The sequence below is a fragment of the Roseovarius aestuarii genome, from assembly GCF_019966515.1.
Classification (GTDB): domain Bacteria; phylum Pseudomonadota; class Alphaproteobacteria; order Rhodobacterales; family Rhodobacteraceae; genus Roseovarius; species Roseovarius aestuarii.
Genome location: NZ_JAIMIB010000011.1, coordinates 77756 through 101321, shown reverse-complemented (window position 1 = coordinate 101321; position 23566 = coordinate 77756). Strand labels below are relative to the sequence as shown.

At 58.7% G+C, this 23566-nt stretch carries 23 protein-coding genes and 2 tRNA genes; 10 read left to right on the top strand and 15 right to left on the bottom strand.

Annotated elements, in window-relative coordinates; all coding sequences use genetic code 11:
- Positions 1 to 2: 2 nt before the first annotated feature.
- Positions 3 to 665 (top strand): SMC-Scp complex subunit ScpB, encoded by a 663-nt coding sequence (scpB, locus tag LC334_RS14090; protein WP_085801165.1) that lies wholly within the window; start codon positions 3 to 5, stop codon positions 663 to 665.
- Positions 666 to 694: 29 nt separating this feature from the next.
- Here scpB and LC334_RS14085 read toward each other — a convergent pair whose 3' ends face one another.
- The 9 genes from LC334_RS14085 to LC334_RS14045 all read right to left on the bottom strand — a co-directional run bounded on the left by LC334_RS14085 (position 695) and on the right by LC334_RS14045 (position 6949).
- Complete coding sequence (locus LC334_RS14085; RefSeq protein WP_223413004.1) at positions 695 to 1081, bottom strand: hypothetical protein; 387 nt, start codon at positions 1079 to 1081, stop codon at positions 695 to 697.
- Positions 1082 to 1385: 304 nt separating this feature from the next.
- Positions 1386 to 2465: a 2'-deoxycytidine 5'-triphosphate deaminase gene (locus tag LC334_RS14080; protein ID WP_085801167.1), complete on the bottom strand. Its 1080-nt coding sequence runs from the start codon at positions 2463 to 2465 to the stop codon at positions 1386 to 1388.
- Between the two features lie 76 nt (positions 2466 to 2541).
- Positions 2542 to 2618 (bottom strand) — tRNA-Pro (locus tag LC334_RS14075).
- A gap of 62 nt (positions 2619 to 2680) precedes the next feature.
- Positions 2681 to 3514 (bottom strand): MerR family transcriptional regulator, encoded by an 834-nt coding sequence (locus LC334_RS14070; protein ID WP_223413003.1) that lies wholly within the window; start codon positions 3512 to 3514, stop codon positions 2681 to 2683.
- Positions 3515 to 3527: 13 nt separating this feature from the next.
- Positions 3528 to 3830 (bottom strand): integration host factor subunit alpha, encoded by a 303-nt coding sequence (gene ihfA / locus LC334_RS14065; RefSeq protein WP_085801168.1) that lies wholly within the window; start codon positions 3828 to 3830, stop codon positions 3528 to 3530.
- Between the two features lie 109 nt (positions 3831 to 3939).
- Positions 3940 to 4914 carry a beta-ketoacyl-ACP synthase III gene (locus LC334_RS14060; protein WP_085801169.1) on the bottom strand — a complete coding sequence of 325 codons (975 nt, stop codon included), beginning with the start codon at positions 4912 to 4914 and terminating at the stop codon, positions 3940 to 3942.
- Complete coding sequence (gene plsX, locus LC334_RS14055) at positions 4911 to 6017, bottom strand: phosphate acyltransferase PlsX (protein WP_085801170.1); 1107 nt, start codon at positions 6015 to 6017, stop codon at positions 4911 to 4913. Before plsX ends, LC334_RS14060 begins: the two co-directional genes overlap by 4 nt.
- A 23-nt stretch (positions 6018 to 6040) precedes the next feature.
- Positions 6041 to 6247: a 50S ribosomal protein L32 gene (rpmF, locus tag LC334_RS14050; protein ID WP_085801171.1), complete on the bottom strand. Its 207-nt coding sequence runs from the start codon at positions 6245 to 6247 to the stop codon at positions 6041 to 6043.
- Between the two features lie 153 nt (positions 6248 to 6400).
- On the bottom strand, positions 6401 to 6949 hold the full coding sequence (locus LC334_RS14045) for a YceD family protein (RefSeq protein ID WP_223413002.1): 549 nt from the start codon (positions 6947 to 6949) through the stop codon (positions 6401 to 6403).
- A gap of 90 nt (positions 6950 to 7039) precedes the next feature.
- Here LC334_RS14045 and LC334_RS14040 point away from each other — a divergent pair, with 90 nt between their 5' ends.
- The 3 genes from LC334_RS14040 (at position 7040) to LC334_RS14030 (ending at position 10169) form a co-directional block, all read left to right on the top strand.
- A complete protein-coding gene (locus LC334_RS14040) occupies positions 7040 to 7495 on the top strand; it encodes an outer membrane protein assembly factor BamE (RefSeq protein WP_085801172.1) in 456 nt (151 codons plus the stop codon).
- Between the two features lie 78 nt (positions 7496 to 7573).
- On the top strand, positions 7574 to 8335 hold the full coding sequence (locus LC334_RS14035; RefSeq protein ID WP_085801173.1) for a GNAT family N-acetyltransferase: 762 nt from the start codon (positions 7574 to 7576) through the stop codon (positions 8333 to 8335).
- Positions 8336 to 8345: 10 nt separating this feature from the next.
- On the top strand, positions 8346 to 10169 hold the full coding sequence (locus LC334_RS14030) for an ABC-F family ATP-binding cassette domain-containing protein (RefSeq protein WP_085801174.1): 1824 nt from the start codon (positions 8346 to 8348) through the stop codon (positions 10167 to 10169).
- Between the two features lie 16 nt (positions 10170 to 10185).
- Here LC334_RS14030 and LC334_RS14025 read toward each other — a convergent pair whose 3' ends face one another.
- The 5 genes from LC334_RS14025 to LC334_RS14005 are packed head-to-tail and all read right to left on the bottom strand — an operon-like array spanning position 10186 to position 15352.
- Positions 10186 to 10941, bottom strand: coding sequence for an SDR family NAD(P)-dependent oxidoreductase (locus LC334_RS14025; RefSeq protein ID WP_085801175.1), 756 nt, complete (start codon positions 10939 to 10941; stop codon positions 10186 to 10188).
- Positions 10942 to 11000: 59 nt separating this feature from the next.
- Positions 11001 to 12053 (bottom strand): AbrB family transcriptional regulator, encoded by a 1053-nt coding sequence (locus LC334_RS14020; RefSeq protein ID WP_085801176.1) that lies wholly within the window; start codon positions 12051 to 12053, stop codon positions 11001 to 11003.
- A gap of 37 nt (positions 12054 to 12090) precedes the next feature.
- Positions 12091 to 12651: a hypothetical protein gene (locus tag LC334_RS14015; protein WP_085801177.1), complete on the bottom strand. Its 561-nt coding sequence runs from the start codon at positions 12649 to 12651 to the stop codon at positions 12091 to 12093.
- A gap of 9 nt (positions 12652 to 12660) precedes the next feature.
- A complete protein-coding gene (locus tag LC334_RS14010) occupies positions 12661 to 14889 on the bottom strand; it encodes a xanthine dehydrogenase family protein molybdopterin-binding subunit (RefSeq protein ID WP_085801178.1) in 2229 nt (742 codons plus the stop codon).
- Between the two features lie 4 nt (positions 14890 to 14893).
- Positions 14894 to 15352, bottom strand: coding sequence for a (2Fe-2S)-binding protein (locus LC334_RS14005; RefSeq protein ID WP_085801179.1), 459 nt, complete (start codon positions 15350 to 15352; stop codon positions 14894 to 14896).
- Between the two features lie 178 nt (positions 15353 to 15530).
- On the opposite strand from LC334_RS14005, the gene LC334_RS14000 reads away from it, so the two are divergent.
- Positions 15531 to 15604: transfer RNA gene (locus LC334_RS14000), tRNA-Gly, on the top strand.
- Between the two features lie 117 nt (positions 15605 to 15721).
- Here LC334_RS14000 and LC334_RS13995 read toward each other — a convergent pair.
- Positions 15722 to 17545 carry a BCCT family transporter gene (locus tag LC334_RS13995; RefSeq protein WP_085801180.1) on the bottom strand — a complete coding sequence of 608 codons (1824 nt, stop codon included), beginning with the start codon at positions 17543 to 17545 and terminating at the stop codon, positions 15722 to 15724.
- 456 nt (positions 17546 to 18001) lie between these two features.
- Between LC334_RS13995 and LC334_RS13990 the strand changes: the two genes are divergently transcribed.
- The 5 genes from LC334_RS13990 to LC334_RS13970 all read left to right on the top strand — a co-directional run bounded on the left by LC334_RS13990 (position 18002) and on the right by LC334_RS13970 (position 23565).
- The gene (locus LC334_RS13990; protein ID WP_085801252.1) at positions 18002 to 19228 is read left to right on the top strand and encodes an aminotransferase class V-fold PLP-dependent enzyme; all 1227 of its coding nucleotides are present in this window, start codon (positions 18002 to 18004) and stop codon (positions 19226 to 19228) included.
- 59 nt (positions 19229 to 19287) lie between these two features.
- Positions 19288 to 20709 carry a cryptochrome/photolyase family protein gene (locus tag LC334_RS13985; RefSeq protein WP_085801181.1) on the top strand — a complete coding sequence of 474 codons (1422 nt, stop codon included), beginning with the start codon at positions 19288 to 19290 and terminating at the stop codon, positions 20707 to 20709.
- Between the two features lie 68 nt (positions 20710 to 20777).
- Complete coding sequence (locus LC334_RS13980; RefSeq protein ID WP_085801182.1) at positions 20778 to 21986, top strand: class I SAM-dependent methyltransferase; 1209 nt, start codon at positions 20778 to 20780, stop codon at positions 21984 to 21986.
- Positions 21987 to 22445 carry a TrgA family protein gene (locus tag LC334_RS13975; RefSeq protein ID WP_085801183.1) on the top strand — a complete coding sequence of 153 codons (459 nt, stop codon included), beginning with the start codon at positions 21987 to 21989 and terminating at the stop codon, positions 22443 to 22445.
- A gap of 31 nt (positions 22446 to 22476) precedes the next feature.
- Entirely contained in the window at positions 22477 to 23565 is a 1089-nt protein-coding gene (locus LC334_RS13970) for an NUDIX domain-containing protein (RefSeq protein WP_085801184.1), read from the top strand.
- Position 23566: the final 1 nt, after the last annotated feature.

Sequence of the window (23566 nt, the reverse complement as noted above, 5' to 3'; positions counted from 1 at the left end):
ATATGGTTGACGACGTTGATAGTGAAGAAGAAAGTCTGTTTGAAGCGCCGCCGATGGGCGAGCAGGAGCGCATGTGCGAGGCGATCCTTTTTGCCACGACCGAACCGGTGACAGTGCGCGAACTTGAATCCAGGATGCCGCATGGCAGTGATGCTGCCGAAGCTTTGGTGCATCTTCGCAAGCGCTATGAGGGGCGAGGTGTCAACCTTGTCAAAGTAGGTGATGCCTGGGCCATTCGCACTGCATCCGACCTGGGTTTTCTGATGCAGCGCGAGACGGTCGAGACTCGCAAACTCAGCCGTGCCGCGATCGAGACGCTTGCGATCATCGCCTATCATCAGCCGGTAACGCGTGCCGAGATTGAGGAAATTCGCGGGGTGTCGGTCAGTCGCGGCACTGTTGATCAACTGCTCGAAATGGAGTGGATCCGGTTCGGACGTCGCAAGATGACACCCGGACGTCCGGTAACTTTCGTCGTGACACAGATATTTCTTGATCATTTTGGCCTTGAAAATGCCCGTGATCTGCCTGGTCTCAAGGAGTTGCGCTCGGCCGGCCTGTTGGAGAACCGGCCACCGCCCGGCTCAATGCCTCAGCTTGGTGAAGGCGATACCGATGCGGAGGAACAGACGAGCGAAGGACAGAATGAGCTCTTTGAAGACTAGTTTCGTACCGCCCCGAAAATTTCATGATTTCATGTTATATATGGATCGAGGCAGTTGAGGAGAGCGTGATGAACGCCAATCAAATCATCAATATAGTCGTCCGCATGGTCATGCGGAGATTGGTCAGGTCCGGGGTGAATGCCGGGGTCGGTGCAGTAAGTAAACGCAGGAATGGTGACAAAGAAATGGGCGCAAAGCCCCCGAATTCGGCTGAGGCCAGCAAGCGTGCCAAGCAAACGATCCGGATGATGCGGCGGCTGCGCTAGCGCGGCCAACATCGGGTGGTCACACCGCCGAGTTGGCGTTTCCGCCATTCTTGGCAGCTGTACTGATGTGGGTAACCGACTTAAATTAAACAGTAATATCTGCTTGTATGCCGCATCGCGACAAAAGAGAACTGTCAAAATGATGGTCAAGGGCTAAGGGTTTTGTGCCCCTTAGTTATCGGGGATCAATTGATGTGATGGTGTGATGTGGACATCCGGTTTCTCAATGTTCAGGCCAACCAAATCCCTGACGGCCAGATAGGCCACAAAAAGAGAGAACCCAGCGAGAATTACAAGTGGCCTGGACGGCAAATGACGTAAAATATGCAAGATGCGTCTCCGCAAAACAAAACAATCTAAGGTAGTTTAACTAAATGTACAATTACTTAAAGATGTATTAAAGTCTATAACTTTTGGATATATAAATTGAGTTTTACGCAGATATGAGCGGATTTCAACACATGGCGCGGAAATGTTTGGAAAGTTTCAGGCCCTGACCCTGATAGTTCGACGCAATACCGGCGCCATATATCTGTTCGGGAACTTCCTGCATTTTTTCATAGACCAACCGGCCAACGATCTGACCATGCTCAAGGACGAACGGTGCTTCGTGACAGCGCACCTCAAGTACACCGCGAGAGCCTGCGCCACCGGCCGCACCGTGGCCGAAACCCGGATCGAAAAAACCTGCATAATGCACCCGGAACTCTCCGACCATGGCAAGAAAAGGGGCCATTTCGGCAGCAAAGGCGGGCGGGATGTGCACCGCCTCGCGGCTCACCAGAATGTAGAAGGCACCGGGATCAAGGATGATGTGACGGTCATTGGCATATACCTCTTCCCAGAAATCCGCAGGATTGTAGTGGCCGATCAGATCAAGATCGATCACCCCGGTATGAGGCTTGGCGCGATAGCCCACAAGGGTGCTGCCCGCGGGCTCCAGATCGACTGAAAACCCCAACCCATCATCGATTACGGCATCGGTATCGACCAGTGGGCTTTGCAGGTGCAGTGCACGCAGGTCATCGTCACTCAGCACGGCCTGACCTTCGCGAAACCTGATCTGGTTCAGGCGCATGCCTGGGCGTACAAGTACAGAGAAGGAGCGGGGGCAGATTTCGGCATAAAGCGGGCCGGAATAGCCTGCCGAGATGCGATCAAACTCTTCGCCGCCATCGGTGATCGTGCGGGTCAGCAGATCAAGTCGTCCGGTCGAGGATTTGGCGTTGGCCACGGCGGTGATCTGCGGCGGCAGGTTCAGTGATTCCATCAGGGGCACGACGTAGACACAGCCTTTTTCCAGCACGGCCCCATCGCTGAGGTCAACCTGGTGCATCCCGAACTCATCCAAACGATCTGTGACTGTCCGGTCCTGGCCAGCAAGGAACGAGGCGCGCACACGATAGGCCACATTGCCCAGACGCAGATCAAGGCTGGCAGGCTGGATTTGGCCCGGGGTGATGTCAGACTGTGCCGTGATCTGGCCGTCTGCTATCAGTGATTTCAACTGCTGGCTGGAAAGAACGCCGGTCATGGTTATGCCCTCTGCGGGTTCCACGCCTCAGACACAACCACTGAGGCGGATTCAACGGCGGGGTTTATGGTATATTTGGTCGGGCTAGCAGGACTCGAACCTGCGACCTTCCGTCCCCCAGACGGACGCGCTACCAGGCTGCGCCATAGCCCGACGATTGGGCTTTCATACTGGTTTTCCCACCGGGGACAAGCGCAAAATCCCAATTTTTTGTCCTATCGCACCTCGCCAGAGCCATTTCCTCCGGCGTTCTCGCGTAGGCGATCGAGGATGGGGCTGAGGCGCTCTGCCGTCTTGTCGGATATCGGTGGGCGTATGTCGGCGATTTGCGCCAGAACACCTGGTGCTGCATCGATATCGTCCGCCGGATCGTCAGGCAGATCGGGAGTTGCAATTGCCGGGGTTGCGGCAGTTGCATCGGCTTCCTGTTCCTCTTGCTTGGTGTCGGTCGGAGCCGGACGATGCGAAAAGCTGGGCATGACCGGCACGTCGCTTTCCAACGCATCGTCAGCAACCTCAGAGGCGGGCGTTGCATCAGTGTCGGTTACCGTTTCGCTGACGTTCTCGGGGTCGGGTGTTGTGTCCCGGGTCTGCTCCTGCTGACCGGGGTCCGATTGCGCGGCTTCCGTGATTGCTGCTTCCGCGTCCCCGTCACCCGTCGCTGGCGTTCCTGTTTCACTGCTTTGAAATGCCGCCACGGTTTCGGCGGGCGGACTGACCGTGCGCGCCTGTTCACCTATTGCGGCCTCCTGCACCTCGGCCTCGGTGACATCATCCAGCGGCTGCGAATGGCCTGCGACATGTTTGACACCGTTCTCGCGCAACAATTTCTGCACGCCCTTGATGGTCATGCCGTCCACATGCAAAAGCTTCTTTATACCACCCAGCAGCAGCATGTCCGTCGGCCGGTAATACCGGCGACCACCGGCCCGTTTCACCGGCTTGAGTTGCTTGAACTTGCTTTCCCAGAACCGCAACACATGCGCTGGTGTCTCGAGCCAGTCGGCCACTTCACTGATTGTTCGGAAAGCGTCGGCTGATTTGGCCATGACCGCCTATTTCCTAACGTTTGTTACCGGCGGCAACACGATCTTTCATAAGATGCGACGGACGGAAGGTCAGAACCCGACGCGGATTGATCGGAACCTCTTCGCCGGTTTTCGGATTGCGGCCAACGCGGGCGGATTTATTACGCACCGAGAAGGTACCAAAGGACGAAATCTTGACCTGTTCGCCACGCACCAAAGCGTCCGACATATAATCGAGCACGTTTTCGATTAGCTGCGCCGAGTCATTACGGGAAAGCCCGACCTCGCGGAAAACGGCTTCACTCAAGTCCATTCTGGTTAAAGTTTTTTCGCTCATCACATCCCCTCTGTCTTTGAAAGACTTTAGGGCGAAGCGATTTTCCGAGTCAATGTCAACGACTTGCACAATGCTCTTTAAGCGGGTGATTTCCCAAATCTTGGCGGGATCACCACCTCAGAACGACTGCACCCCAGGCCAATCCACCCCCGATTGCTTCGGAAACCAGCAAATCACCTACCTTTATGCGGCCTTCGGCAACGCCGACCGACATGGCGAGGGGAATCGATGCGGCAGAGGTGTTGCCATGATCCTGGACGGTGACGATGACATGATCCATCGAAACACCCATCTTTTTCGCGGTGCCCTGAATGATCCGGATATTGGCCTGATGCGGCACGATCCAGTCGACTTCCGTACTTGCAAGCCCGGCTTTTTCAAGCGCGGTTTCTGCCGTCGAGGTCAGTTTTTCAACCGCCTGACGGAAAAGTGGGTTGCCCTGCATGCGCAGTTTACCCGACGTGCCCGTCGACGAAACGCCACCATCGACGTAAAGCATGTCCCGGTAGCGCCCGTCGGAATTGATGTCGGCTGACAGAATGCCCCGGTCGTCGCTTTTGCCGTTACCGTCCTGTGCCTCGAGGATCAATGCGCCCGCACCGTCGCCAAAGAGGACGCAGGTAGAGCGGTCCGTCCAGTCCATGATCCGGCTGAAAGTTTCCGCGCCGATCACCATCACGCGCTTTGCTTGCCCCGAAACGATCAGCGCATTGGCGTTGGTCAGGGCAAAGATAAATCCGGCGCAGACCGCCTGTACGTCAAAGCCGAAACCGCGCGTCATGCCAAGTTTCTGCTGCACCATGGTGGCGACCGAAGGAAAGGTCAGGTCCGGCGTCGAAGTGGCAACAATCAGTGCATCAAGATCATCAGCCTTGAGCCCGACATTGTCGAGTGCGTTCTGTGCGGCCCTGACGGCCAGATCCGAGGTTGTCTGACCCTCCGCAGCGAAATGACGCCGCTCGATCCCCGAACGGGTGCGTATCCACTCGTCAGTGGTGTCGAGAGTCTTCTCAAACGCGGAATTCGGTACGATGCGGTCGGGAAGATAATGCCCGATCCCGTTTACGACGGCGCGCACTGTCATTGGGTTTCACCGTCGGATTTTGCTTCGGATGGGTCATCTTGGTCAAGCGGGGCAGCGGATGCAACCCGTGCCGCGAGTTTTTCCGTAAAGCCCGTTTCTGCCAGCTCATACGCCAGTTTTACGGCCGCTGAAACCCCGGTTGCGTCCGCCGCCCCGTGGGATTTGACCACAGTGCCATTCAAGCCAAGGAATACGCCGCCATTGGATCGCCGCGGGTCAACGCGTTTTTTCAGCCTTTGCAACGAAGTATAGGCCAAAACAGAGGCGAGCCTCGACAGCGGAGAATATTTGAATGCTTCTTTCAGCAGGTCCGATATCAAGCTTGCAATGCCTTCACCGGTCTTCAGGGCAACATTACCAGTAAAGCCATCTGTCACGATCACGTCACAAACATTGCCGGGAATATCACGGCCTTCCACGAATCCGACGAATTCAAACTCCGCCCGTCGTGCGTTGGCCGAGATCAGATCATACGCCTCTTTCAACTCCGAGCGGCCTTTATGTTCTTCCGTACCCACATTCAAAAGGCCGATTCGCGGGCGCTCTATGCCAAACCCGTTGCGGGCATAGGATGTGCCCATCAGCGCATATTGCATCAGATCCTTCGCATCAGCGCGAATATCGGCGCCACCGTCCAGCATGATGTTAAGCCCTTGCGGATTACGCGAGGGCCACATGACAGCAATCGCCGGGCGATAGATACCGCTGAGCTTTCGCAAGCGCAGAATTGACAAGGCCATCAACGCGCCGGTGTTGCCACAGGACACGCAGACCGTTGCCTCGCCACTGCGAACCGACTCGATCGCCGACCACATCGAGGTGTCGCGCCCTGACCGCATGACCTGCGCGGGCTTGTCTTCCATCGATACGATGTCCGTGGCATCGCGTATCTCGCATCGCCCTGCCAGATTCTTCCGGCGATCGACCAGCTTTTCCAGCTTGGCCTTGGGTCCGTGCAGGATAAAACCGATATTGGGGTTTATCTTGGCGGAATGCGAAATGCCGGCGACAACAGCCGCCGGCCCTTTGTCGCCACCCATGGCGTCAATGGATATGATGGTGCGCCCCGCACCGGCCTTGGACTGATCCTTGAGCACGGTCATTCGGGCGGTCGTCCTTTAGGCGGTTATGCCGCGTCGTCGTCCAGATCGACTTCATCGGCCAATGCGACAACTTCACGGTCGGCATAGTGGCCGCAGGCCGCGCAGACGTGATGCGGGCGCTTCAGCTCGCCGCAGTTGGGGCATTCGTTTGGGTTTGCCGCAACCAGTGCATCATGCGCACGACGGTTGTTGCGGCGCGATTTCGATACTTTGTTCTGTTGGACAGCCATGTCACAACCTCAATTCCTGTGGGCCCATCCGGCCCGGTTTCACGAGTGTTCGCGGCTCATAATCAGTGATGAGCCGACGGTTCAACCCCAAATTCCGATGAGAGCGCGAAAATACAGCGAATTGTTGCAGGGGCAAGCGTTTTCTCGCCCCTATCACTCTCCTTTTTCCAGTTTTTCTTTCAACTGTGCCAGACCCGCAAATGGCTTGATTTCCGCATCGGTCATCGGGGTGGTCCCCGGGGCTGAAAATTGGCTCTGATCCAGCGTTGCATCATCGCGGCGCGGGTAGTCGGGCAAGGCAAGCGCCAGCGCCTCGGTCATGATGCGCAACAGGTCGATTTCGGTGCCAAGCGATTCCTGGTTGTCATCTTCCGGCATTTCGATCTCTTCCTCCAGATTGACCGGAAGATCCGCGACCAGAAGGCGGGTGACAGGTTGATCGATTCGCGTGACCACGGGTTCAAGCGTCACGATGCAAGATTGTTCGACGGTGGCCCCGAGCTGTGCTTCAAGACGCCAATCGGTTTTGCCCTCGGTTTGGACCATTCCTTTGAAGTCCAGCTTGCGAACCCCTAGCATGCCAAGCACCTCGGCGATCTGCGCCCGCGCGGCCTTGTCCGGGGTCAGGTGAAAGGCGGTCGCGTGGTTCTGCGGCAGGTCGGCGACCCGCAGGACGGCGCTTTGAGACATGTCGTGGGGCATGGGCGAATCTCGCATCCTTTCTTGAACCATTGTACTACCTTGTTGTAAGCGGGATAAAAGGTGGAACACACCATGATCAAGGGGTCGTAGATGTTTGGGGTCAGATTTTGTTTCAGTAGGGCGGTTGTGGTCGTGTGCCTGATGTTTGCCGCATCGTGTTCGGCAACGTACCAGAATCATGGTTATGTCCCATCCGAAAAGGACCTCGCAGAACTGGTTGTCGGCGTCGACAATCGAGCTACCGTCGATGACGTGATCGGCCCGCCATCCGCCTCTGGCGTGCTGAGCGAAGGCGACTATTACTATATTCGTAGTCGCATCCGGACATTTGGCGCGTTCAAACCCGAAGTGGTCGAGCGCCAAGTGCTGGCGATCAGTTTTGATCAGGGGGATAGGATCGCCAATATCGAACGCTTTGGGCTGGAGGACGGAAATATCGTGCCACTGACGCGCCGCGTGACGGATTCTTCGGTAGTTGGCAACAATCTCTTGCGCCAGCTTCTGGCCAATATCGGCAATCTCAACCCTGGCGATCTATTCAACTGATTGGAGCCACGGTGAGCGGACCCGAAACGCCTGTCTGCTAATGCCGGGAGCCTGTTATGATTGGCGGTGAGGTTCGACATGCCCTACCAGATCAACTCTCGGTACAATGCCCGCGTTGGATACAGCAAACATGACCTGCAGCAGGCGCAGGCCCTTCGGCATACGGCCTTCCTGGGTGGCGATGGGTTTGACCGGGATGCGTTCGACAATATTTGCACACATGTCCTGATAGATGACATGGTAACGGGTCGTCTGGTCTGTTGTTTCCGGATGCTGCCGATTTCTCGTGGGGCCGATATCAGTCGCAGCTACTCCGCGCAATTTTACGGGCTGGCAGCGCTAAAACACTATCCCGGCAAGATGGTCGAACTTGGCCGGTTCTGCGTACATCCCGACGTCAACGATCCAGATATCCTGCGCGTCGCGTGGGGGGCGATCACGCGCTATGTCGATGAGAACGCCGTGGAGCTTTTGCTTGGATGCTCGTCGTTCCCCGGTACAGCCACAGGTATCTATCACGAGGTGTTCGCCCTGCTGAAAGACCGCTATCTTGCGCCGGCGTCATGGGCGCCAGCGGTCAAGGCGCCTTCGGTCTTCTGCTTTGCCCGTGACCTGCAGGATCACAAGCCTGATATGCGGTTGGCGATGCAAAGGATGCCACCGCTGTTGCAGATCTATCTGACGATGGGCGGTTGGGTCAGTGATCACGCAGTGGTGGATTGGCACCTGAACACCCTGCATGTCTTTACCGGGCTCGAGGTATGTACGATTCCTGCCGCCCGTAAAAGATGGTTGCGCGCGCTGGCGCAACAGCTTGACGCGCCGCCATTGGCGGGGTAGCCCGCCCAACATGGCGCGGGCTCCTCTTCTTCAACTCACTGATATTTCTCTTACCTTCGGTGGTGAGCCGGTTTTTGATGATTTATCTCTGATCGTGCATGAGCGGGACCGGATGGCGCTGGTGGGACGCAACGGGTCGGGCAAATCTACTTTGATGAAGGTAATGGCAGGGCTGGTCGAACCTGATCGTGGCGCCCGCGTGGTGACGCCGGGAGTCAGCGTGGGCTACATGGAGCAAGAACCTGAAATGGCCGGGTTTTCCACGCTGGGGGATTATGCTGCAAGCGGGCTTGATGCGGGTGAGATGTACCGGGTCGAGCGGGCGGGTGAAGGTTTGAAATTCGATCCCGCGCGCCCGGTCTCCACCGCGTCGGGCGGCGAGAGACGCCGCGCCGCATTGGCCAAGCTGATGGCCGAAGCGCCTGATCTGATGTTGCTGGATGAGCCGACGAACCATCTGGATATCGAAGCGATCGGTTGGTTGGAGAGCGAGCTGAAGCAGACCCGCGCGGGTTATATTTTAATTAGCCATGACCGAGAATTTTTGTGTGAGCTTTCCCAGGCAACCCTCTGGATTGACAGGGGAATGGCGCGTCGGCAGGAAAAGGGTTTTGACGCTTTTGAGGCCTGGCGTGACAAAGTTTGGGAAGAAGAAGATCAGCAGCGCCACAAACTCAACCGCAAGATTAAATCCGAGGCGCGATGGGCCGTGGAGGGTATAAGCGCCCGGCGCAAGCGTAATCAGGGCCGGGTGCGGGCGTTACAGGCTTTACGGGCAGAGCGCGCGGGCCAGATCAAACGGCAGGGAACGGCGGCGATGGCGCTCACATCCGGTCCCAAATCCGGTAAAAAGGTGATTGAGGCGCGCGGGATCGCGAAATCCTACGACGGGCGGCAAATCCTGACGGCGTTCGACCTTAAAGTGCAGCGCGGTGATCGGGTGGCTTTTGTTGGTCCGAACGGCGTGGGTAAAACAACGCTGCTGAAATTGCTGCTGAAAGAGATCGAACCCGATACAGGGGACGTTACCCACGGCACCAGTCTGCTGGTCGCGGTTTTTGACCAGACCCGCGCGCAGCTTGATCCTGAAATGACCCTTTGGGAAAGCCTGACCGGTGACAAGGAAATGCGCGTCTCGGGACAGGCGGATCAGGTGCTTGTCCGGGGGCAGCCCCGCCATGTGGTTGGATATCTGAAGGACTTCCTGTTCGACGAACGGCAAGCGCGGGCGCCTGTGCGCTCGCTTTCCGGTGGAGAAAAGGCACGGTTGTTGCTGGCCAAGTTGATGGCGAAGGAAAGCAATCTGCTGGTACTGGACGAGCCCACCAACGATTTGGACATCGAGACGCTGGATCTGTTGCAGGAGTTGCTGGACGACTACGATGGCACCGTGCTTCTGGTCAGCCACGATCGCGATTTTCTGGATCGGGTGACGACCACGACCATCGCCTTTGAAGGCGGCGGACGTACCACGGTCTATGCAGGTGGTTGGAGCGATTATCAGGCGCAAAAAGCCGAAAACACGCTGGCCGATAGAGAAACGCACGCAAAAAAACCAAAGACCAAAGACCAGAATGTAACGCGAGATAAGCAGGCATCCAAGGGGCTGTCTTTTACCGAAAAGCACCGGTTGGAGGAGTTACCGGGCCTGATGGATCGCTGGCAGGCGGAGATCACAAAGTTGGAACGCTTGTTGGCTGATCCCGAGCTTTTTTCGCGTGAACCGGTCAAGTTTCGGAAAGCGTCCGAGGCACTGGCGGAGCGGCAGGAAAAACTCATGGGCGCCGAAGAGGAATGGCTGATGTTGGCGGAAAAGGCCGAACAGGCCGACTGAGCGCAATTTCGGTGATTTATTGCATCCTGAGCGCGCCATCGAGGCGGATGGTTTCGCCGTTCAGATAGTCGCATTCGACGATGAAGCGCGCCAGCGCGGCGAATTCTGCCGGGTCGCCCAGCCGTTTCGGAAAGGTGACGTCTTGTGCTAGTGCTTCGGTCACTTCGGTGGGCAACCCTTGCAGCATCGGCGTCAGAAATGTGCCCGGCGCAATTGCCATCACGCGAATACCCTCGCGCGCGAGATCACGGGCCATGGGCAGGCTGAGGCCGACAATCCCGCCCTTAGATGCCGCATAGGCAGTCTGGCCTTTCTGGCCATCGAAGGCAGCGATAGAGGCGGTATTGATGATGACGCCACGGGTGCCGTCGGGCAGGGGATCGTTTTTTGCGATTTCGATGGCAGCAAGACGGGCGACGTTGAAGCTGCCCACCAGATTTATGTCGATGGTGCGCTGGAAAGCGGCCAGATCGTGCGGGCCGTTCTTGCCGAGTGTTTTCGCCCCGGTGGCGATACCCGCGCAGTTGATTGCAGCGGTTATCCGGCCCATGGCCGATGCAGCAGTGGAAATGGCAGCATTGACGGACGCTTCAGAGGTCACATCGGTTTCCGCGAACGTGGCACGGATTTCGTCTGCGACGGTCTGACCGCGTTCGGTATCCCGGTCCAGCAGCGTGACCTGCGCGCCCATGTCACGTAAATGGCGCGCGGTAGCTTCGCCCAGGCCCGAGGCCCCTCCGGTGACGATCGCGGCGGTGTCGGTGATGCGCATTAGTGTACCCTCTGCCAGTAAATGAACAAATGTTCAGATAACGTAATGCGAAGCGCCTGTCAAAGGGGGCGGCGCAGGCGTTTGGGGGTGAGGCCAAGGGCGATGACGGTGATCAGGATGCGGACGATATGGTGCAGGGTGACGAAGGCCGGGTTGGCCTGAAGGCTGAGCGCGACCAGTGCCATTTCGGTGACGCCGCCGGGGGCGAAGCTGATCAGCATTACGTCGAAGGTTTCACCTGCCTGCGGGGCCAGCAGGATCGCGAAGGCCGCCGCAAGCACCAGCATCCCGCCCACCGAGACTAGTGAAAGGCCAAGCCCGCGCAGGATGAGTGCCCGGCTGAGCCCCGTGAAGCGCATACCAAGCGCGGTGCCGATGACGATCTGAGCGTCATTGACCAGCCATTGCGGGATATCGAGTGGCATGACGCCGGAGAGTGACAGCAGGGCGGCCACCGCCATCGGCCCGGTCAGTTGCCCGGCGGGCAGGCGCAGTCCCTTGCCGGCGACCATGCCGATGAGGCCCGCGACCACGATCACCGGCAACACATTAAGCGGAACCGAGGCGCGCGCCAGCGTCATCCCGCCGGCGCTGCCCACGGGCGTCCCCAGCCAGAGCGACAGGCCGATGGGCAGGACCGTGACCACGACAATGACCCGCAGGAATTGCTGCAGGATCAGGCGGGGCATGTCGGCGCCTGCCGCCTCGCCCATCGCCAGCGATTCATAAAGCCCGCCGGGTGTGCTGGAATAGAAGGCGGTGGCGCGATCATAGCCGCCAACCAGCCGGAACACCTGATAATTGTAGATCAGGGCCAGGGCGACAAAGGCAATGAGTGCCAGCAGGCTTGCCACCAGACGCCCGGCATCGGCAAAAAGCTCGGGCCGGACCTGTGCGCCGATCATCAGGCCAATGACGGCGATGAAGATCATCCGCAGCCAGTTGGGGAAGGCATAGCCATCGGGCAGGGTGGCGGGCAGGGCGGTGGCGATAAGCGCGGTCACGCAGAGTGGGCCCAACAGGTAGGGCAGCGGCAGGCCAATCCATTCAGACGCAAGACCCGTCAGCGCGGAGATGCAGATCAGTATAACGGTGGTGACGGTCTGGCGCATGGCCCTTTTGAACCAGTGCGCCGGTTGGCCTGCAAGCCTAATCGCCCGGGCAGGGCTGTCCGGCCGCGCCCCATGCCAGCATGTCGTTCACGTGACCCTCTAGCGTGAAGGGGGCAGGCTCACGGGTGCCGCCCGGGTCAAACCCCCAGGCGACGAAGGCGTCGTGTTTAAGATGGTCGGCAAGCTCGACAAAGCTGCGGCCACCATTGCGGTTGGGTTCGCGGAGCTGAGTGCACACTTCCTGGCTGCTTTTGCCGAACCATTCGAATTCGACCGGGGCCAAGCGCCAGTCGCCATCAATATGGGGCGGCGTGTGGGGGGTGTCATTCGGCTGGGTGGTGGCGACATGGCATGCAGAGCACAACACGCTTTCGGCTCCGATGCGGCTTTCCCCAGCGGTAATATGCATGCCATGAGCGCGGGTGTCGCCGTAGCTGGGACCAGACCAGAGAGGGATGTTGTCAGGCCCGACATGACAGTTGGCGCAGCGCGGGTGCGAGGTGACCTGATAGATACGCTCCCAGGCCGCAAGACCGCCGCCATCTTGCGCCGTGGCGCTGAGGGGCAACAGCGTGAACAGGAACACAAGAAGCCTCATGACCACCCTTCAGACGAAATCGATATGCTTGTTGAACGGCATTTCGCGGATCCGTTGACCGGTGGCGGCAAAGATCGCATTGGCGAGCGCAGGGGCGGCGGGGGGAACGCCGGGCTCGCCGACGCCGCAGATGCGTTCGCCGTTCTCCAGCCCGCGTATCTCGACCTGCGGGCATTGGTAGAGGCGCATGGCCTCATATTGATGATAATTCGCCTGCTCCGCCATGCCATCGGCATAGGTGATCTCGCAATTGATCGCGTGGCCGAGGCCGAAAATGACCCCGCCCGAGACCTGTGCCTCGAAATTCACCGGGTCGATGATACGGCCCACATCGGCGGCGGCGAATGCCTTATCAAGACGGATACCCCGGGGCGTGTTCGTGACCTCGATCACCACCGCGCAGGGCACGCCGAAGGACAGACAGAACCCCACGCCACGGCCTTGGCCTTCATCCATTGCCGCGCTCCAATCGGACATCTCTCCGACCACCTCAAGCACTTTGCGTGAGGGATCGTGATTGCAAAGCCGGATACGTTCGGCCAGCGGGTCGGCGCCCGCCGCGTGGATCAATTCATCCAAGGCGCAATCATGAAAGAACCCGTTGGTCGAGGCCCCGACCGAGCGCCAGGAGCTGATCGGCGCCAGATCGGGGGCGCGATAGCCGGTGACGCGATAGTTCGGAATATCAAACGGCTGATCCCAGGCCCCGGCGACGATCTGGGCGTCAGGGCCAGCGATGGGCACCCCCTGACGGCTCATCTGCGAGGCGATGATCGACGGCATGGCAATGCCCAGATCGCAGGTTTCGACCTTGCCGTCGCGCACGCCGCCCCGCAGTCGCGCCATCGCGATCTGGCGGGTGAAGTCCTGCGCGCAGTCTTCCTCGCGGCTATAGGTCAGCTTGATGGGCGTGCCTCGCATCTGCATTGCGATCTCGGTCGCGTGACGCACCACCTGATCTTCGAGCCGGTGACCGAAGCTGCCGCCGATCATCTGACCGTGCACATGGATGTCATCCGGATCGAACCCGCTGAGGGCCGAGATATTGGCCTGGATGAAACGCGGGATTTGCGTGCCGGTCCAGATGTCGATGCGTGTGTCGGTGACCAGTACCGTGGCGTTGATCGGCTCTAGCGGGGCGTGGGCTAGATAGGGCGCGCGATATTCGGCAATAATGGGGGTATCTGTGGCTGTAACATCGCCTTGGTCAAGAAACTGGCTGTCGAGGTGATCCTCGGCGAAGCTGTCCGCGAGAGCCTGCCAATGCTCGACCATTTCCGCCGGATAGGGGGCAGGGCCCCAGTCAGCTTTGATCGCTTGCGCCGCTTGCATTGCCCGCCAGCTATTGTCGGCGATAACACTGATGCCGTCAGTCACGGGGATGATCGCCTTGACGCCGCGCATTGTCTCGGCCTGTGTCGCCTTATAGTCGTTTACCGGCCCGCGTCGCGGATTGAGCCGCACCGCGGCATGCAGCATGCCGGGCAGCCTGACGTCGATGCCATAGTCCTGCCGGCCGGTCGACTTGGCGGTGATATCGATCCGCTGCATCGGTTTGCCGATCAGTCGCCATTCTGACGGATCGCGTAGCGCGTCAACCTTGACCGGATCGATATCAGCGGCGCGGGAGGCCAGGCTGACATAGCTGACGGCAGTGCCGTCGGGCAGAATGACCTCCGCGTCCCTGGTGGTCAGTTGCGCAACCGGCAGGCCGGTCTGTTGCGCGGCGGCGGCCTTGAGGGTTTCGCGCGCCGTGGCCCCGGCCCAGCGAAGCTTTTCATACCCATCGGGAACGGTGGTCGAACCGCCGGTGATCTGAATGCCCAGGAGCTTGACCGGAGCGTCAGCGATGGATCGCGCCAACTCGGTCAGGTAGTTGGTGTTTGTCGACCGGAAGGGCAGCAGATCGCTGGCCAAGGCGGTGTTGTAATAGGCGGGTGCGGGCGCGCCGGGATCGATGTTGATCTGATCCAGCCGCACGTCAAGCTCTTCGGCGATCAGGGCGGCTTGCACAGAATAGGCACCCTGTCCCTTATCAGCGCGCGGGGTGATCAGTGTGATCCCGTCAGGTGTGATCAGCACATATGGCGTGATCGCGGCCTGACCTTCCTGCTTATCACCTTGCAGTGGATTACGATGCGGGATCTTGTACATCACCGCGCCAAACACCACGCCGCCCAGCACGGCGGCGGATCCGATCAGAAGGCTTCGGCGGGTGATGGTACGGACACGTCCCACAGGCTCAGGCTTCGGCCAGTTTGGCGGCGGCGGTTTTGACCGCAGCGCGGATGCGCGGGTAGGTACCACAGCGGCAAAGGTTGGCGCTGAGCGCGCGGTCAATCTCGGCATCGGTAGGGGCGTCGTTCACGTCGAGGAAGGCCGCTGCGGCCATGATCTGGCCCGACTGGCAATAGCCGCATTGCGCGACCTGATGTTCGATCCACGCCGCCTGAATGGCATGCAGCGCCTCGGGGCTACCCAGACCTTCGATCGTGGTCACCTCACCGGCCAGCGCCCCAACTGGAAGTTGGCATGATCGCACGGCCTGACCGTCCACATGTACGGTGCAGGCACCACATTGGGCGATGCCGCAGCCGTATTTCGGCCCGGTGATGCCAAGTTCGTCGCGAAGCACCCAGAGAAGCGGCATCTCGGGTTCCACATCGATTTGATGTTCGGTGCCGTTGACCTTGAGTTTCATCGACGCAGCCTGTTTCCGGAAGGATAACAAAATACTAGTGCACTGGTCGTCCGGGTCCAGCGCGACGTCGCGTCGTCCGGGGGGCCAGCGGGTTGTGGCCGGACAGGCGCGATGGGGTGAGATCTGGACTTAAACGCGCTTGCCTCTGCGGCGCGGTGGTCCTAATCATATCGGCGTCGCGGGTATGATGTAATGGTAGCCTGTCAGCTTCCCAAGCTGAACGCGCGGGTTCGATTCCCGCTACCCGCTCCACTCCCACCACCAGAGTATCTTGATCGCACTGATCCCTTTTCGGATATGACAATGCCCGGACAAAGAAAAACGGCGCCGCTTGCGCGACGCCGTTTCGTGTTCTGAGGCGTGCCCGGTTTACTCGGCGGGTTGATCAGCGATACCGTGTTTTTCACGCAGACTGTCGCGATAGATCGCCTTGAGCAGCGAGACGCACATCAGGCCCATGACCATCGTGAAGGGCAGCGCGCCGATGATCATCGCATTTTTCAGCGCATCCATCGGGTTGTTGTCGCCCGCTGCGAGGATCAGCGTACCGATCACCGCGGTCAGGATCAGGCCCCAGATGATCCGGTGCTTGATGCCGGTTTCCTGGCTACCACCCGACATGATCGTGTTCATCACGAGGATGCCCGAGTCAGCCGAAGTGACCAGGAAGGTCATGATCAGCACCACGCACATGATGGTCAGACCCGACAGCAAACCGCCGTCGATCATCTGCCCCAGCGTCGCGAAAAGCTGGTTGGTCTGGGATGCGCCCTTGATGGCACCCTCGGCCACGCCGCTGATTTCCAGATCAATTGCCGTGCCGCCCAGAATGGTCATCCAGGCAAAGCAGACCAGCGCCGGTGCGATGACGCAGCCGACGATGAACTCGCGTACCGTGCGGCCTTTGGAAATGCGGGCGAGAAACAGGCCCACGAAGGGCGAGAACGCGATCCACCAGGCCCAGTAGAACGTGGTCCAACCGGCTTGCCAGCCAAAGAGGCGACCCTCGGTACCGGCGGCATAGGCCGCGGTCAGGGTGGCATCGTCAAGCTCGGCCGCGGCACCTTCGAGACCGGATTTGAAACCGTCGAAGCTGCCCCAGGCGTTGGTAGCACCGGCCATCAGATCACCTGCGAGCGGTTTCGCGGCTTCAGGCAATGCGGCGGCAAAGTCGGTTGCCGATTGCGGCCCGTAAGCGTTGAAGCTGAGCGAAGCGAAGTTGAGGATGTAGTCCACCATCGCCGAACCGTAGGTTGTCATCGCAAAGGCGAAGGAGCCGAAGAAGATGAAGGTGCAGAGCAGGATCAGTGACAGCACCAGGTTGAGGTTCGACAGATACTTAACGCCCCGTCCAACACCCGACACCGCCGAGATGATAGACATAGCCATGATCGCCAGGAGGCCGGCAATCAAGCCCGCCTTGGACGGGGTCGGTACTTCGCCACCCATATCCATGATCCACTCCACGCCGGTAATCGCGAAAACGCCATCGATAAACTGGCTGACACCAAATCCGATGGTTACGGAGACACCCAGAATGGTGGCGACAACGCCCAGAACGTCAACAACATGGCCAAGGAAACCGTTTACGTATTTGCCCAGAAGCGGGGTCAGCGCCGAGCGAATGGTCAGCGGCATGTCACGTGTATAAGCGTAGTAGGCCAGGCTGAGGCCGGTTACCACATAGATCGACCAGGCATGGAAACCGTAATGCGCAAAGGTATAGCGATAGGCGGATTTCACGGCCTCAGGTGTGCCGCCTTCGACTTCACCGGCAACTGTCAGCGGGTTCGATCCCCAGAGGCCGAGCGGTTCAGCCGTGGCAAAGACCATCAGGCCCACACCCAGACCGGCGCCGAACATCATGGAAAACCACGAGAAGGTCGAGAATTCGGGTTTCTCGCCTTCCGGTCCCATTACCTTTCCGCCGGATTGCGGCATGATCGCTACGACCAGCAGGAAGAAGGCGAAGAAACCGACGATGATGATGTAGAATTGATTGAAGCCTTCCAGCAAGCGCCAGTTGAGGCTGCCCAGCGTGCTGTTTGCATTGGCTGGAAATACCAGTGCCCAAAGCACTAGCGCGACCATGATGCCTTTTGAAATTAACGCGATCGGCAGGCTGTTGTTTTTGTAGAACCCTGCATCCTGCGTATTGATTTCGACATCCGTAAACGGAGGTTTGATTGACATGATTTGTCCCTGTTTTCGTTTCACGAAATGGAGAAATTTTGCACGATCTACAGCATTTCGTGTGCTTTGATTATCCCACAGCCACGCGCGGCTCCCCATTCGGGCGAGTGTCTCATAGGAACGTCATTACTCAAACGGAAATTTACGTCATCGGGGGGATATTTGCGACTTTCTTGATGAAGTTTCACTTATTTACTTAAGTAAAATTTAAGATAAATTGAAATTTCATAAGGTAAACTGAAGTCCGGTTGCGGGGGTCGGGCAGCACCTTGAGCTGAAGCGATGCCAATCGGTCGGTGCCATCGGCAGTTGTGGAGGAGATCATCTGCGCAATTCCGATCATTTTTCGCATCGTACATGTTGGCTGAATTGGCAGTTAATATGGCCGGTTGCACCGCATTCAAATTTCCTGTTGGGTGGCAAGCGCGATCATGGAACATCAGGGGGGTGCATAGCATGGCGGCTGAACTCGATATCGATTTCGTGCGGGGGCAGTTTCCGGCCTTTTCAGAGCCGTCTCTGCAAGGTCAGGCTTTCTTCGAAAATGCAGGCGGCTCTTATACCTGCCTGCCGGTTATCGAGCGGCTTGAGCGCTATTACCGGCAACGCAAGGTGCAACCTTACGGGCCCTATGAGGCCAGTCGTCTGGCGGGCGAGGAAATGGACGAGGCGCGGACTCGGCTGGCGGCGATGCTGGGCGTGGGGACAGATGAGCTGAGTTTCGGGCCCTCGACGACCCAGAACACCTATGTCCTGTCGCAGGCCTTCCGACAATGGATGAAACCTGGGCAGGCGATCATCGTGACCGATCAGGATCACGAGGCGAATTCCGGCCCCTGGCGGCGTCTGGTCGAGTCTGGCATCGAAATTCGCGAATGGCGGATCGATCCCGAGACGGGAATGCTGAACGTTCGTGATCTTGAAAACCTGCTGGACGAGAATGTCAGGCTGGTCTGTTTTCCGCATTGCTCGAATATAGTGGGCGCGATCAATCCGATTGTCGAGATCACGGCGGCGGCCCACGCGGCGGGGGCCTTCGTTTGCGTTGACGGCGTATCCTACGCACCGCATGGTTTTGTGAACGTGGGCGATCTGGGTCCGGATATCTATCTGGCTTCCGCCTATAAGACCTACGGCCCCCATCAGGGCATCATGGTCATTCGGCGCGAACTGGCATCGCTTCTGCCAAATCAGGCACATTGGTTCAACGCAGACGCACCGACCAAGCGCTTCACGCCTGCCGGGCCGGATCATGCGCAGGTGGCGGCCTGTGCGGGTATGGCGGACTATTACGCGGCGCTGGCCGCGCATCACGGGATCAGCGGTGACGCAGCGGTGCAGACAATGGGCGTTCACGACCTGATGCGAGGATATGAGACGCAACTTCTGCAACCGCTTCTCGACTATTTGAGCGAGAAGAACTCTGTCCGGCTGATTGGGCCGCGTGATGCCCAAGGTAAGGCACCGACTGTTGCTGTCGAACTACCAGGCCCCGGCGCGGAAGCCGCGGAAAAGCTTGCAGCTCACGGGATCATGACCGGTGGCGGTGATTTCTACGGTGCGCGCCCGCTGACGGCGATGGGTATCGATCTGGAAAAAGGCGCGTTGCGGCTGAGTTTTGTTCATTATACGTCAAAAGCCGAGGTTGGTAAGCTGCTGAACGCGCTTGATGATGTTCTGTGATCTTGTCAGGCAGCGCGGCCGTTCTATCCTGACGTGAAGACAGAATGTGAGGGTAGGGCATGACCGGCGGCAAACCGACGCTTCTTTGGCTGCGCCGCGATTTGCGGCTGGGCGATCATCCGGCATTGCTGGCGGCGTGTCATCGTGGCGGGCCGGTCATTCCGGTGTTCATCCGGGATGAAACGGTCGACGATCTTGGCGCTGCACCGAAATGGCGGTTGAGACTGTCGCTGAAGGTCATGGCCGAAAGCCTGGCACAGAAAGGCAGCCAGTTGATCCTGCGAGCCGGGAACGCGCAGGATGTCCTTGAGCAACTGATCGTCGAGACCGGGGCAGGGGCTGTGTACTGGACCCGCCTTTACGATCCGCAGGCAACGGCACGAGACAGTGCGATCAAGGCCGGTTTGAAAGATCGCGGCATCGAGGCGCAAAGTTTCAACGGCCATCTTTTGTTCGAACCCTGGACGGTCGAGACCAAGCAGGGCGGCTATTACAAGGTCTACACGCCGATGTGGAACGCGGTGAAGAACCGCGACGTGGCCCCACCCGATGCAGCGCCCGCCGAAATACCGGCGCCGGATCACTGGCCCGAAAGCGACGTGCTGGAAGATTGGAACCTTGGGGCCGCGATGCGACGCGGTGCGGCGGTGGCGGCAAGCTGGCAACGGCCCGGCGAGACCTGCGCCAGGGATCGGCTGGGGTGGTTCAGCTATGAGGGTATTGATAGCTACGGTACGGCGCGCAACATGGTGGGCGTCGATGGCACCTCGGGCATGTCGGACTATCTCGCCCTGGGTGAAATATCTGCGCGCGAGTGCTGGCATGCGGGGTTGAGCGCCCTGCACCGGGGGGCAAGCGGCGCCGAGACATGGTTGAAAGAGCTGGTCTGGCGCGAGTTCGCTTATCACCTGATGTATCACACACCGCATATCCTGACTGACAGTTGGCGTCCGGAATGGTCCGCGTTTCCCTGGCACGAAGATGAGCAATCGGTAGAGGTTCGTGCTTGGACGCGTGGGCGTACCGGAGTGCCCTTCGTCGACGCAGCGATGCGCGAGATGTACGTGACCGGCAGGATGCATAACCGTGCCCGGATGATCGTGGCGAGTTACCTTACCAAGCATCTGGGGTGCCATTGGCGGATTGGCCAGCGCTGGTTCGAGGAATGCCTGACTGATTGGGATCCCGCCTCGAACGCGATGGGGTGGCAATGGGTCGCTGGCTCGGGCCCTGATGCCGCGCCCTATTTCCGGATATTCAATCCCGAAACCCAGCTTGAGAAGTTCGACCCCGACGGGGAATTTATCGCGCGCTGGATCGCGGAAGAAAAAGACAGCCCATCGCCCACGGCGCTTGCCTATTTCGATGCGGTGCCGAAATCATGGAATCTGTCACCAAAAGACGCGTATCCGCAACCAGTGGTAGAGCTTTCCGTGGGAAGAAAACGCGCATTGGCTGCATATGAGGCCAGAAACTTCTGATCGCTCATAAATTTCTTGCCGAAATGGCCGCGGCGGTCCTAGCCTGACGGTGAGTAACGGGGGGATTTATGATCCTGACTGACACGACAGGCCAGCGTGACCTGCCGCGTTATTTTGCGCAGGTGTTTGATCTGGCGCGACAGATAAATCACGGTCGGCTCGACTTCGTGCTGCCCGATGGTCGGGTGTTTCGCGCTGAAGCCTCAAACCCGGGCCCGGTGGCCGAAATGCAGGTTCACAACCCCGATTGTTTTGCGCGCCTGATCCGCGAGGGCGATCTTGGCTTTTGCGAAGCCTACCTCGATGGCTGGTGGAGCAGCCCCGATTTGCAGGCGTTTATGGATTTTATGCATCACGACAATGATGCGCTATATGACGGGTTTCCGGGGATGGGGCTTGTGCGCGCTTATGAGCGGCTGCGCCACTGGATGAACGGTAACAGCCGGCAACAGGCACGCAAGAACATCAGCTATCACTACGATCTTGGGAATGATTTCTACCGCTTGTGGCTGGACGAGACGATGACCTACTCCAGTGCGCTGTTCGAGACTGGACAAGAGAGTCTGGAGAAGGCGCAGATCGCCAAATACGCCAGCCTGATAGACCAGATGGGTGTCGATCCAGGCGACCATATTCTTGAAATCGGCTGCGGCTGGGGTGGTTTTGCCGAATATGCCGCGAAAGAGCGTGGATTGCGGGTCACGGGCCTGACAATCAGTCAGGAGCAGTTGAAGTTCGCGCGGGAACGAATTGAAAAGGAAAATTTATCTGACTTGGTGGAGTTCAAGTTTCAGGATTACCGCGATGAGCAGGGCTGCTATGACGGGATCGCAAGCATCGAGATGTTCGAGGCGGTGGGCGAGAAATACTGGCCCGCTTATTTTGATACGCTGCGCAATCGACTGAGGCCGGGCAGGCAAGCCACCTTACAGGTCATTACCGTCGAAGATCGACGCTGGGAGACCTATCGCAAGGGAGTGGATTTCATCCAGAAATACATCTTTCCGGGTGGCATGCTGCCCAGCCCGGCGGCGCTTGAATCGCAAGTTGACAGGGCCGGGCTTCGGGTGGCCCGAACGGTCGAATTCGGTCAGAGCTACAGCCAGACGCTGCGCCGCTGGCATGATACATTCAACACGAAATGGGATCAGATATCGGCCTTGGGATTTGACAACAGGTTCCGGCGGATGTGGAATTTTTATCTGACCTCTTGTGCGGGGGCCTTCCAAAGCGGTAATTGCGATGTAGTACAGTTCACCGTAGCAAGGCCGCAATAGATGCCCATCACTGATCGAATGCCCACCGCAGCCAAGATTGTCGCTGCCATCTGTCTTGCCATCATTGCATGGTATGCGTCTGAACTTTTCCGCCCACTTATGCCCGACGGTACTGATTTTGGCTGGTTCAACGAGGTCAACGTGGTGCTGGGGCTGCTCAGCGGCTGGCTTGTCGTTGGCACCCGAACCGGGCGCAGCTATTTCGAGTCGTTCAGCGCTGGTCTGACGGGCGTTGCAGCACTGGTCGTCTGGTCACTTACCGTGCAAAGCCTCAATGAAATGCTTAAGCTTGCGTTGCAACGACGCTACGAAGGGCCGGTCGAGGCGATTGTTGCAATGTTCGAGATTGCCGTCGATTTCGGCCTCAGGCTGCTTAATTTCGAACTCATCGTCGTTTTGCTGGTTGGCGGCATTATCACCGGCGTTTTGTCGGAATGGGCGTCTCGGCGCTGGTCCTGACCCTTTGGTACAGATTTTCTTATATGGCCCGATGGCATGGCCACCCTTGTTGCGGCGGATTGCCGGGGACACGGGCGAAACCGCTCCGGCCATCCTGACGGGATTTGCGTTGCGCGCATCGGAGCGAGCCTGTTTTCCGCAACTGCAAGCTGCGCGACAACAGGTGACCGGGCTGGCACTGATGAACCCACCTGCAGAGGCCGCCGACCGGATCGCCTACTTCGCCGCGGGCTTGGGCTATGAGGCAGCTATCGTCAACGTCGAGATCAATCGGCGCCCACAATCGGTGATGATTTTTCGCCCGACCTTAGAAAACTCTGAATTCAACCTCCCTTGGGCTGCTGACGCCTGGCGGGAACGATGGGGGCAGCTCGCGCTTTTTGCCGCCGACGAGATAGGACAGCATTACTGGGTTTTGCCACCCGACATGCTGGCGCAGATCATGACTATGGTGCTGGTGCGGGCAGCGGCGCGTGTCGCAGCGCATCCGGGTCCACCCAAGGAAGTACGCAGTGATCTGTCCGCCGAGCGGGTTGAAATACAGGGTCAGACCAATCGCCATGCCGGTTTTTTTCTGACGCGGGAATACATGTTGCGGCATCCACACTTCGCCGGAGGTATGAGCCCGACAGTGCGGCGCGAAGTGTTTGTTGCCACCGATGCCGCTATCGTGTTGCCCTATGATCCGTTGCGCGATCGGGTGCTTCTGGTCGAGCAGTTTCGCATGGGGCCATTTGGGCGCGGCGATCCACATCCCTGGATGCTGGAACCTGTCGCGGGACGGATAGATCCGGGCGAGAACCCCGAGGAAACCGCGCATCGCGAATGTGTCGAGGAAGCAGGGCTGGCGCTTGACCGGCTCGAACATATCACCAGCCACTATTGCTCGCCGGGATGCTCGACCGAATATTTTCACTGTTATCTGGGCCTATGCGATCTGCCCGATGACAGCGCGGGCAACGGCGGGCTGGATAGCGAGGATGAGGATATTCGCACCCATGTTCTGCCGTTCGAGCGCGCTATGTCTCTGATCCCTTCTGGCGAAGCCAGTAACGGACCGTTGATCCTATGCCTGATGTGGCTGCAGCGCGAGCGCGAAAGGTTGCGCGCATCGGCTTGAT

Excerpts from the sequence above, each read along its gene's own strand:
- scpB (WP_085801165.1), top strand. The coding sequence starts at position 3 with ATGGTTGACGACGTTGATAGTGAAGAAGAAAGTCTGTTTGAAGCGCCG.
- LC334_RS14080 (WP_085801167.1), bottom strand. The coding sequence starts at position 2,465 with ATGACCGGCGTTCTTTCCAGCCAGCAGTTGAAATCACTGATAGCAGAC.
- LC334_RS14070 (WP_223413003.1), bottom strand. The coding sequence starts at position 3,514 with ATGGCCAAATCAGCCGACGCTTTCCGAACAATCAGTGAAGTGGCCGAC.
- ihfA (WP_085801168.1), bottom strand. The coding sequence starts at position 3,830 with ATGAGCGAAAAAACTTTAACCAGAATGGACTTGAGTGAAGCCGTTTTC.
- LC334_RS14060 (WP_085801169.1), bottom strand. The coding sequence starts at position 4,914 with ATGACAGTGCGCGCCGTCGTAAACGGGATCGGGCATTATCTTCCCGAC.
- plsX (WP_085801170.1), bottom strand. The coding sequence starts at position 6,017 with ATGACCGTGCTCAAGGATCAGTCCAAGGCCGGTGCGGGGCGCACCATC.
- rpmF (WP_085801171.1), bottom strand. The coding sequence starts at position 6,247 with ATGGCTGTCCAACAGAACAAAGTATCGAAATCGCGCCGCAACAACCGT.
- LC334_RS14045 (WP_223413002.1), bottom strand. The coding sequence starts at position 6,949 with ATGCCCCACGACATGTCTCAAAGCGCCGTCCTGCGGGTCGCCGACCTG.
- LC334_RS14040 (WP_085801172.1), top strand. The coding sequence starts at position 7,040 with ATGTTTGGGGTCAGATTTTGTTTCAGTAGGGCGGTTGTGGTCGTGTGC.
- LC334_RS14035 (WP_085801173.1), top strand. The coding sequence starts at position 7,574 with ATGCCCTACCAGATCAACTCTCGGTACAATGCCCGCGTTGGATACAGC.
- LC334_RS14030 (WP_085801174.1), top strand. The coding sequence starts at position 8,346 with ATGGCGCGGGCTCCTCTTCTTCAACTCACTGATATTTCTCTTACCTTC.
- LC334_RS14025 (WP_085801175.1), bottom strand. The coding sequence starts at position 10,941 with ATGCGCATCACCGACACCGCCGCGATCGTCACCGGAGGGGCCTCGGGC.
- LC334_RS14020 (WP_085801176.1), bottom strand. The coding sequence starts at position 12,053 with ATGCGCCAGACCGTCACCACCGTTATACTGATCTGCATCTCCGCGCTG.
- LC334_RS14015 (WP_085801177.1), bottom strand. The coding sequence starts at position 12,651 with ATGAGGCTTCTTGTGTTCCTGTTCACGCTGTTGCCCCTCAGCGCCACG.
- LC334_RS14005 (WP_085801179.1), bottom strand. The coding sequence starts at position 15,352 with ATGAAACTCAAGGTCAACGGCACCGAACATCAAATCGATGTGGAACCC.
- LC334_RS13995 (WP_085801180.1), bottom strand. The coding sequence starts at position 17,545 with ATGTCAATCAAACCTCCGTTTACGGATGTCGAAATCAATACGCAGGAT.
- LC334_RS13990 (WP_085801252.1), top strand. The coding sequence starts at position 18,002 with ATGGCGGCTGAACTCGATATCGATTTCGTGCGGGGGCAGTTTCCGGCC.
- LC334_RS13985 (WP_085801181.1), top strand. The coding sequence starts at position 19,288 with ATGACCGGCGGCAAACCGACGCTTCTTTGGCTGCGCCGCGATTTGCGG.
- LC334_RS13980 (WP_085801182.1), top strand. The coding sequence starts at position 20,778 with ATGATCCTGACTGACACGACAGGCCAGCGTGACCTGCCGCGTTATTTT.
- LC334_RS13975 (WP_085801183.1), top strand. The coding sequence starts at position 21,987 with ATGCCCATCACTGATCGAATGCCCACCGCAGCCAAGATTGTCGCTGCC.
- LC334_RS13970 (WP_085801184.1), top strand. The coding sequence starts at position 22,477 with ATGGCATGGCCACCCTTGTTGCGGCGGATTGCCGGGGACACGGGCGAA.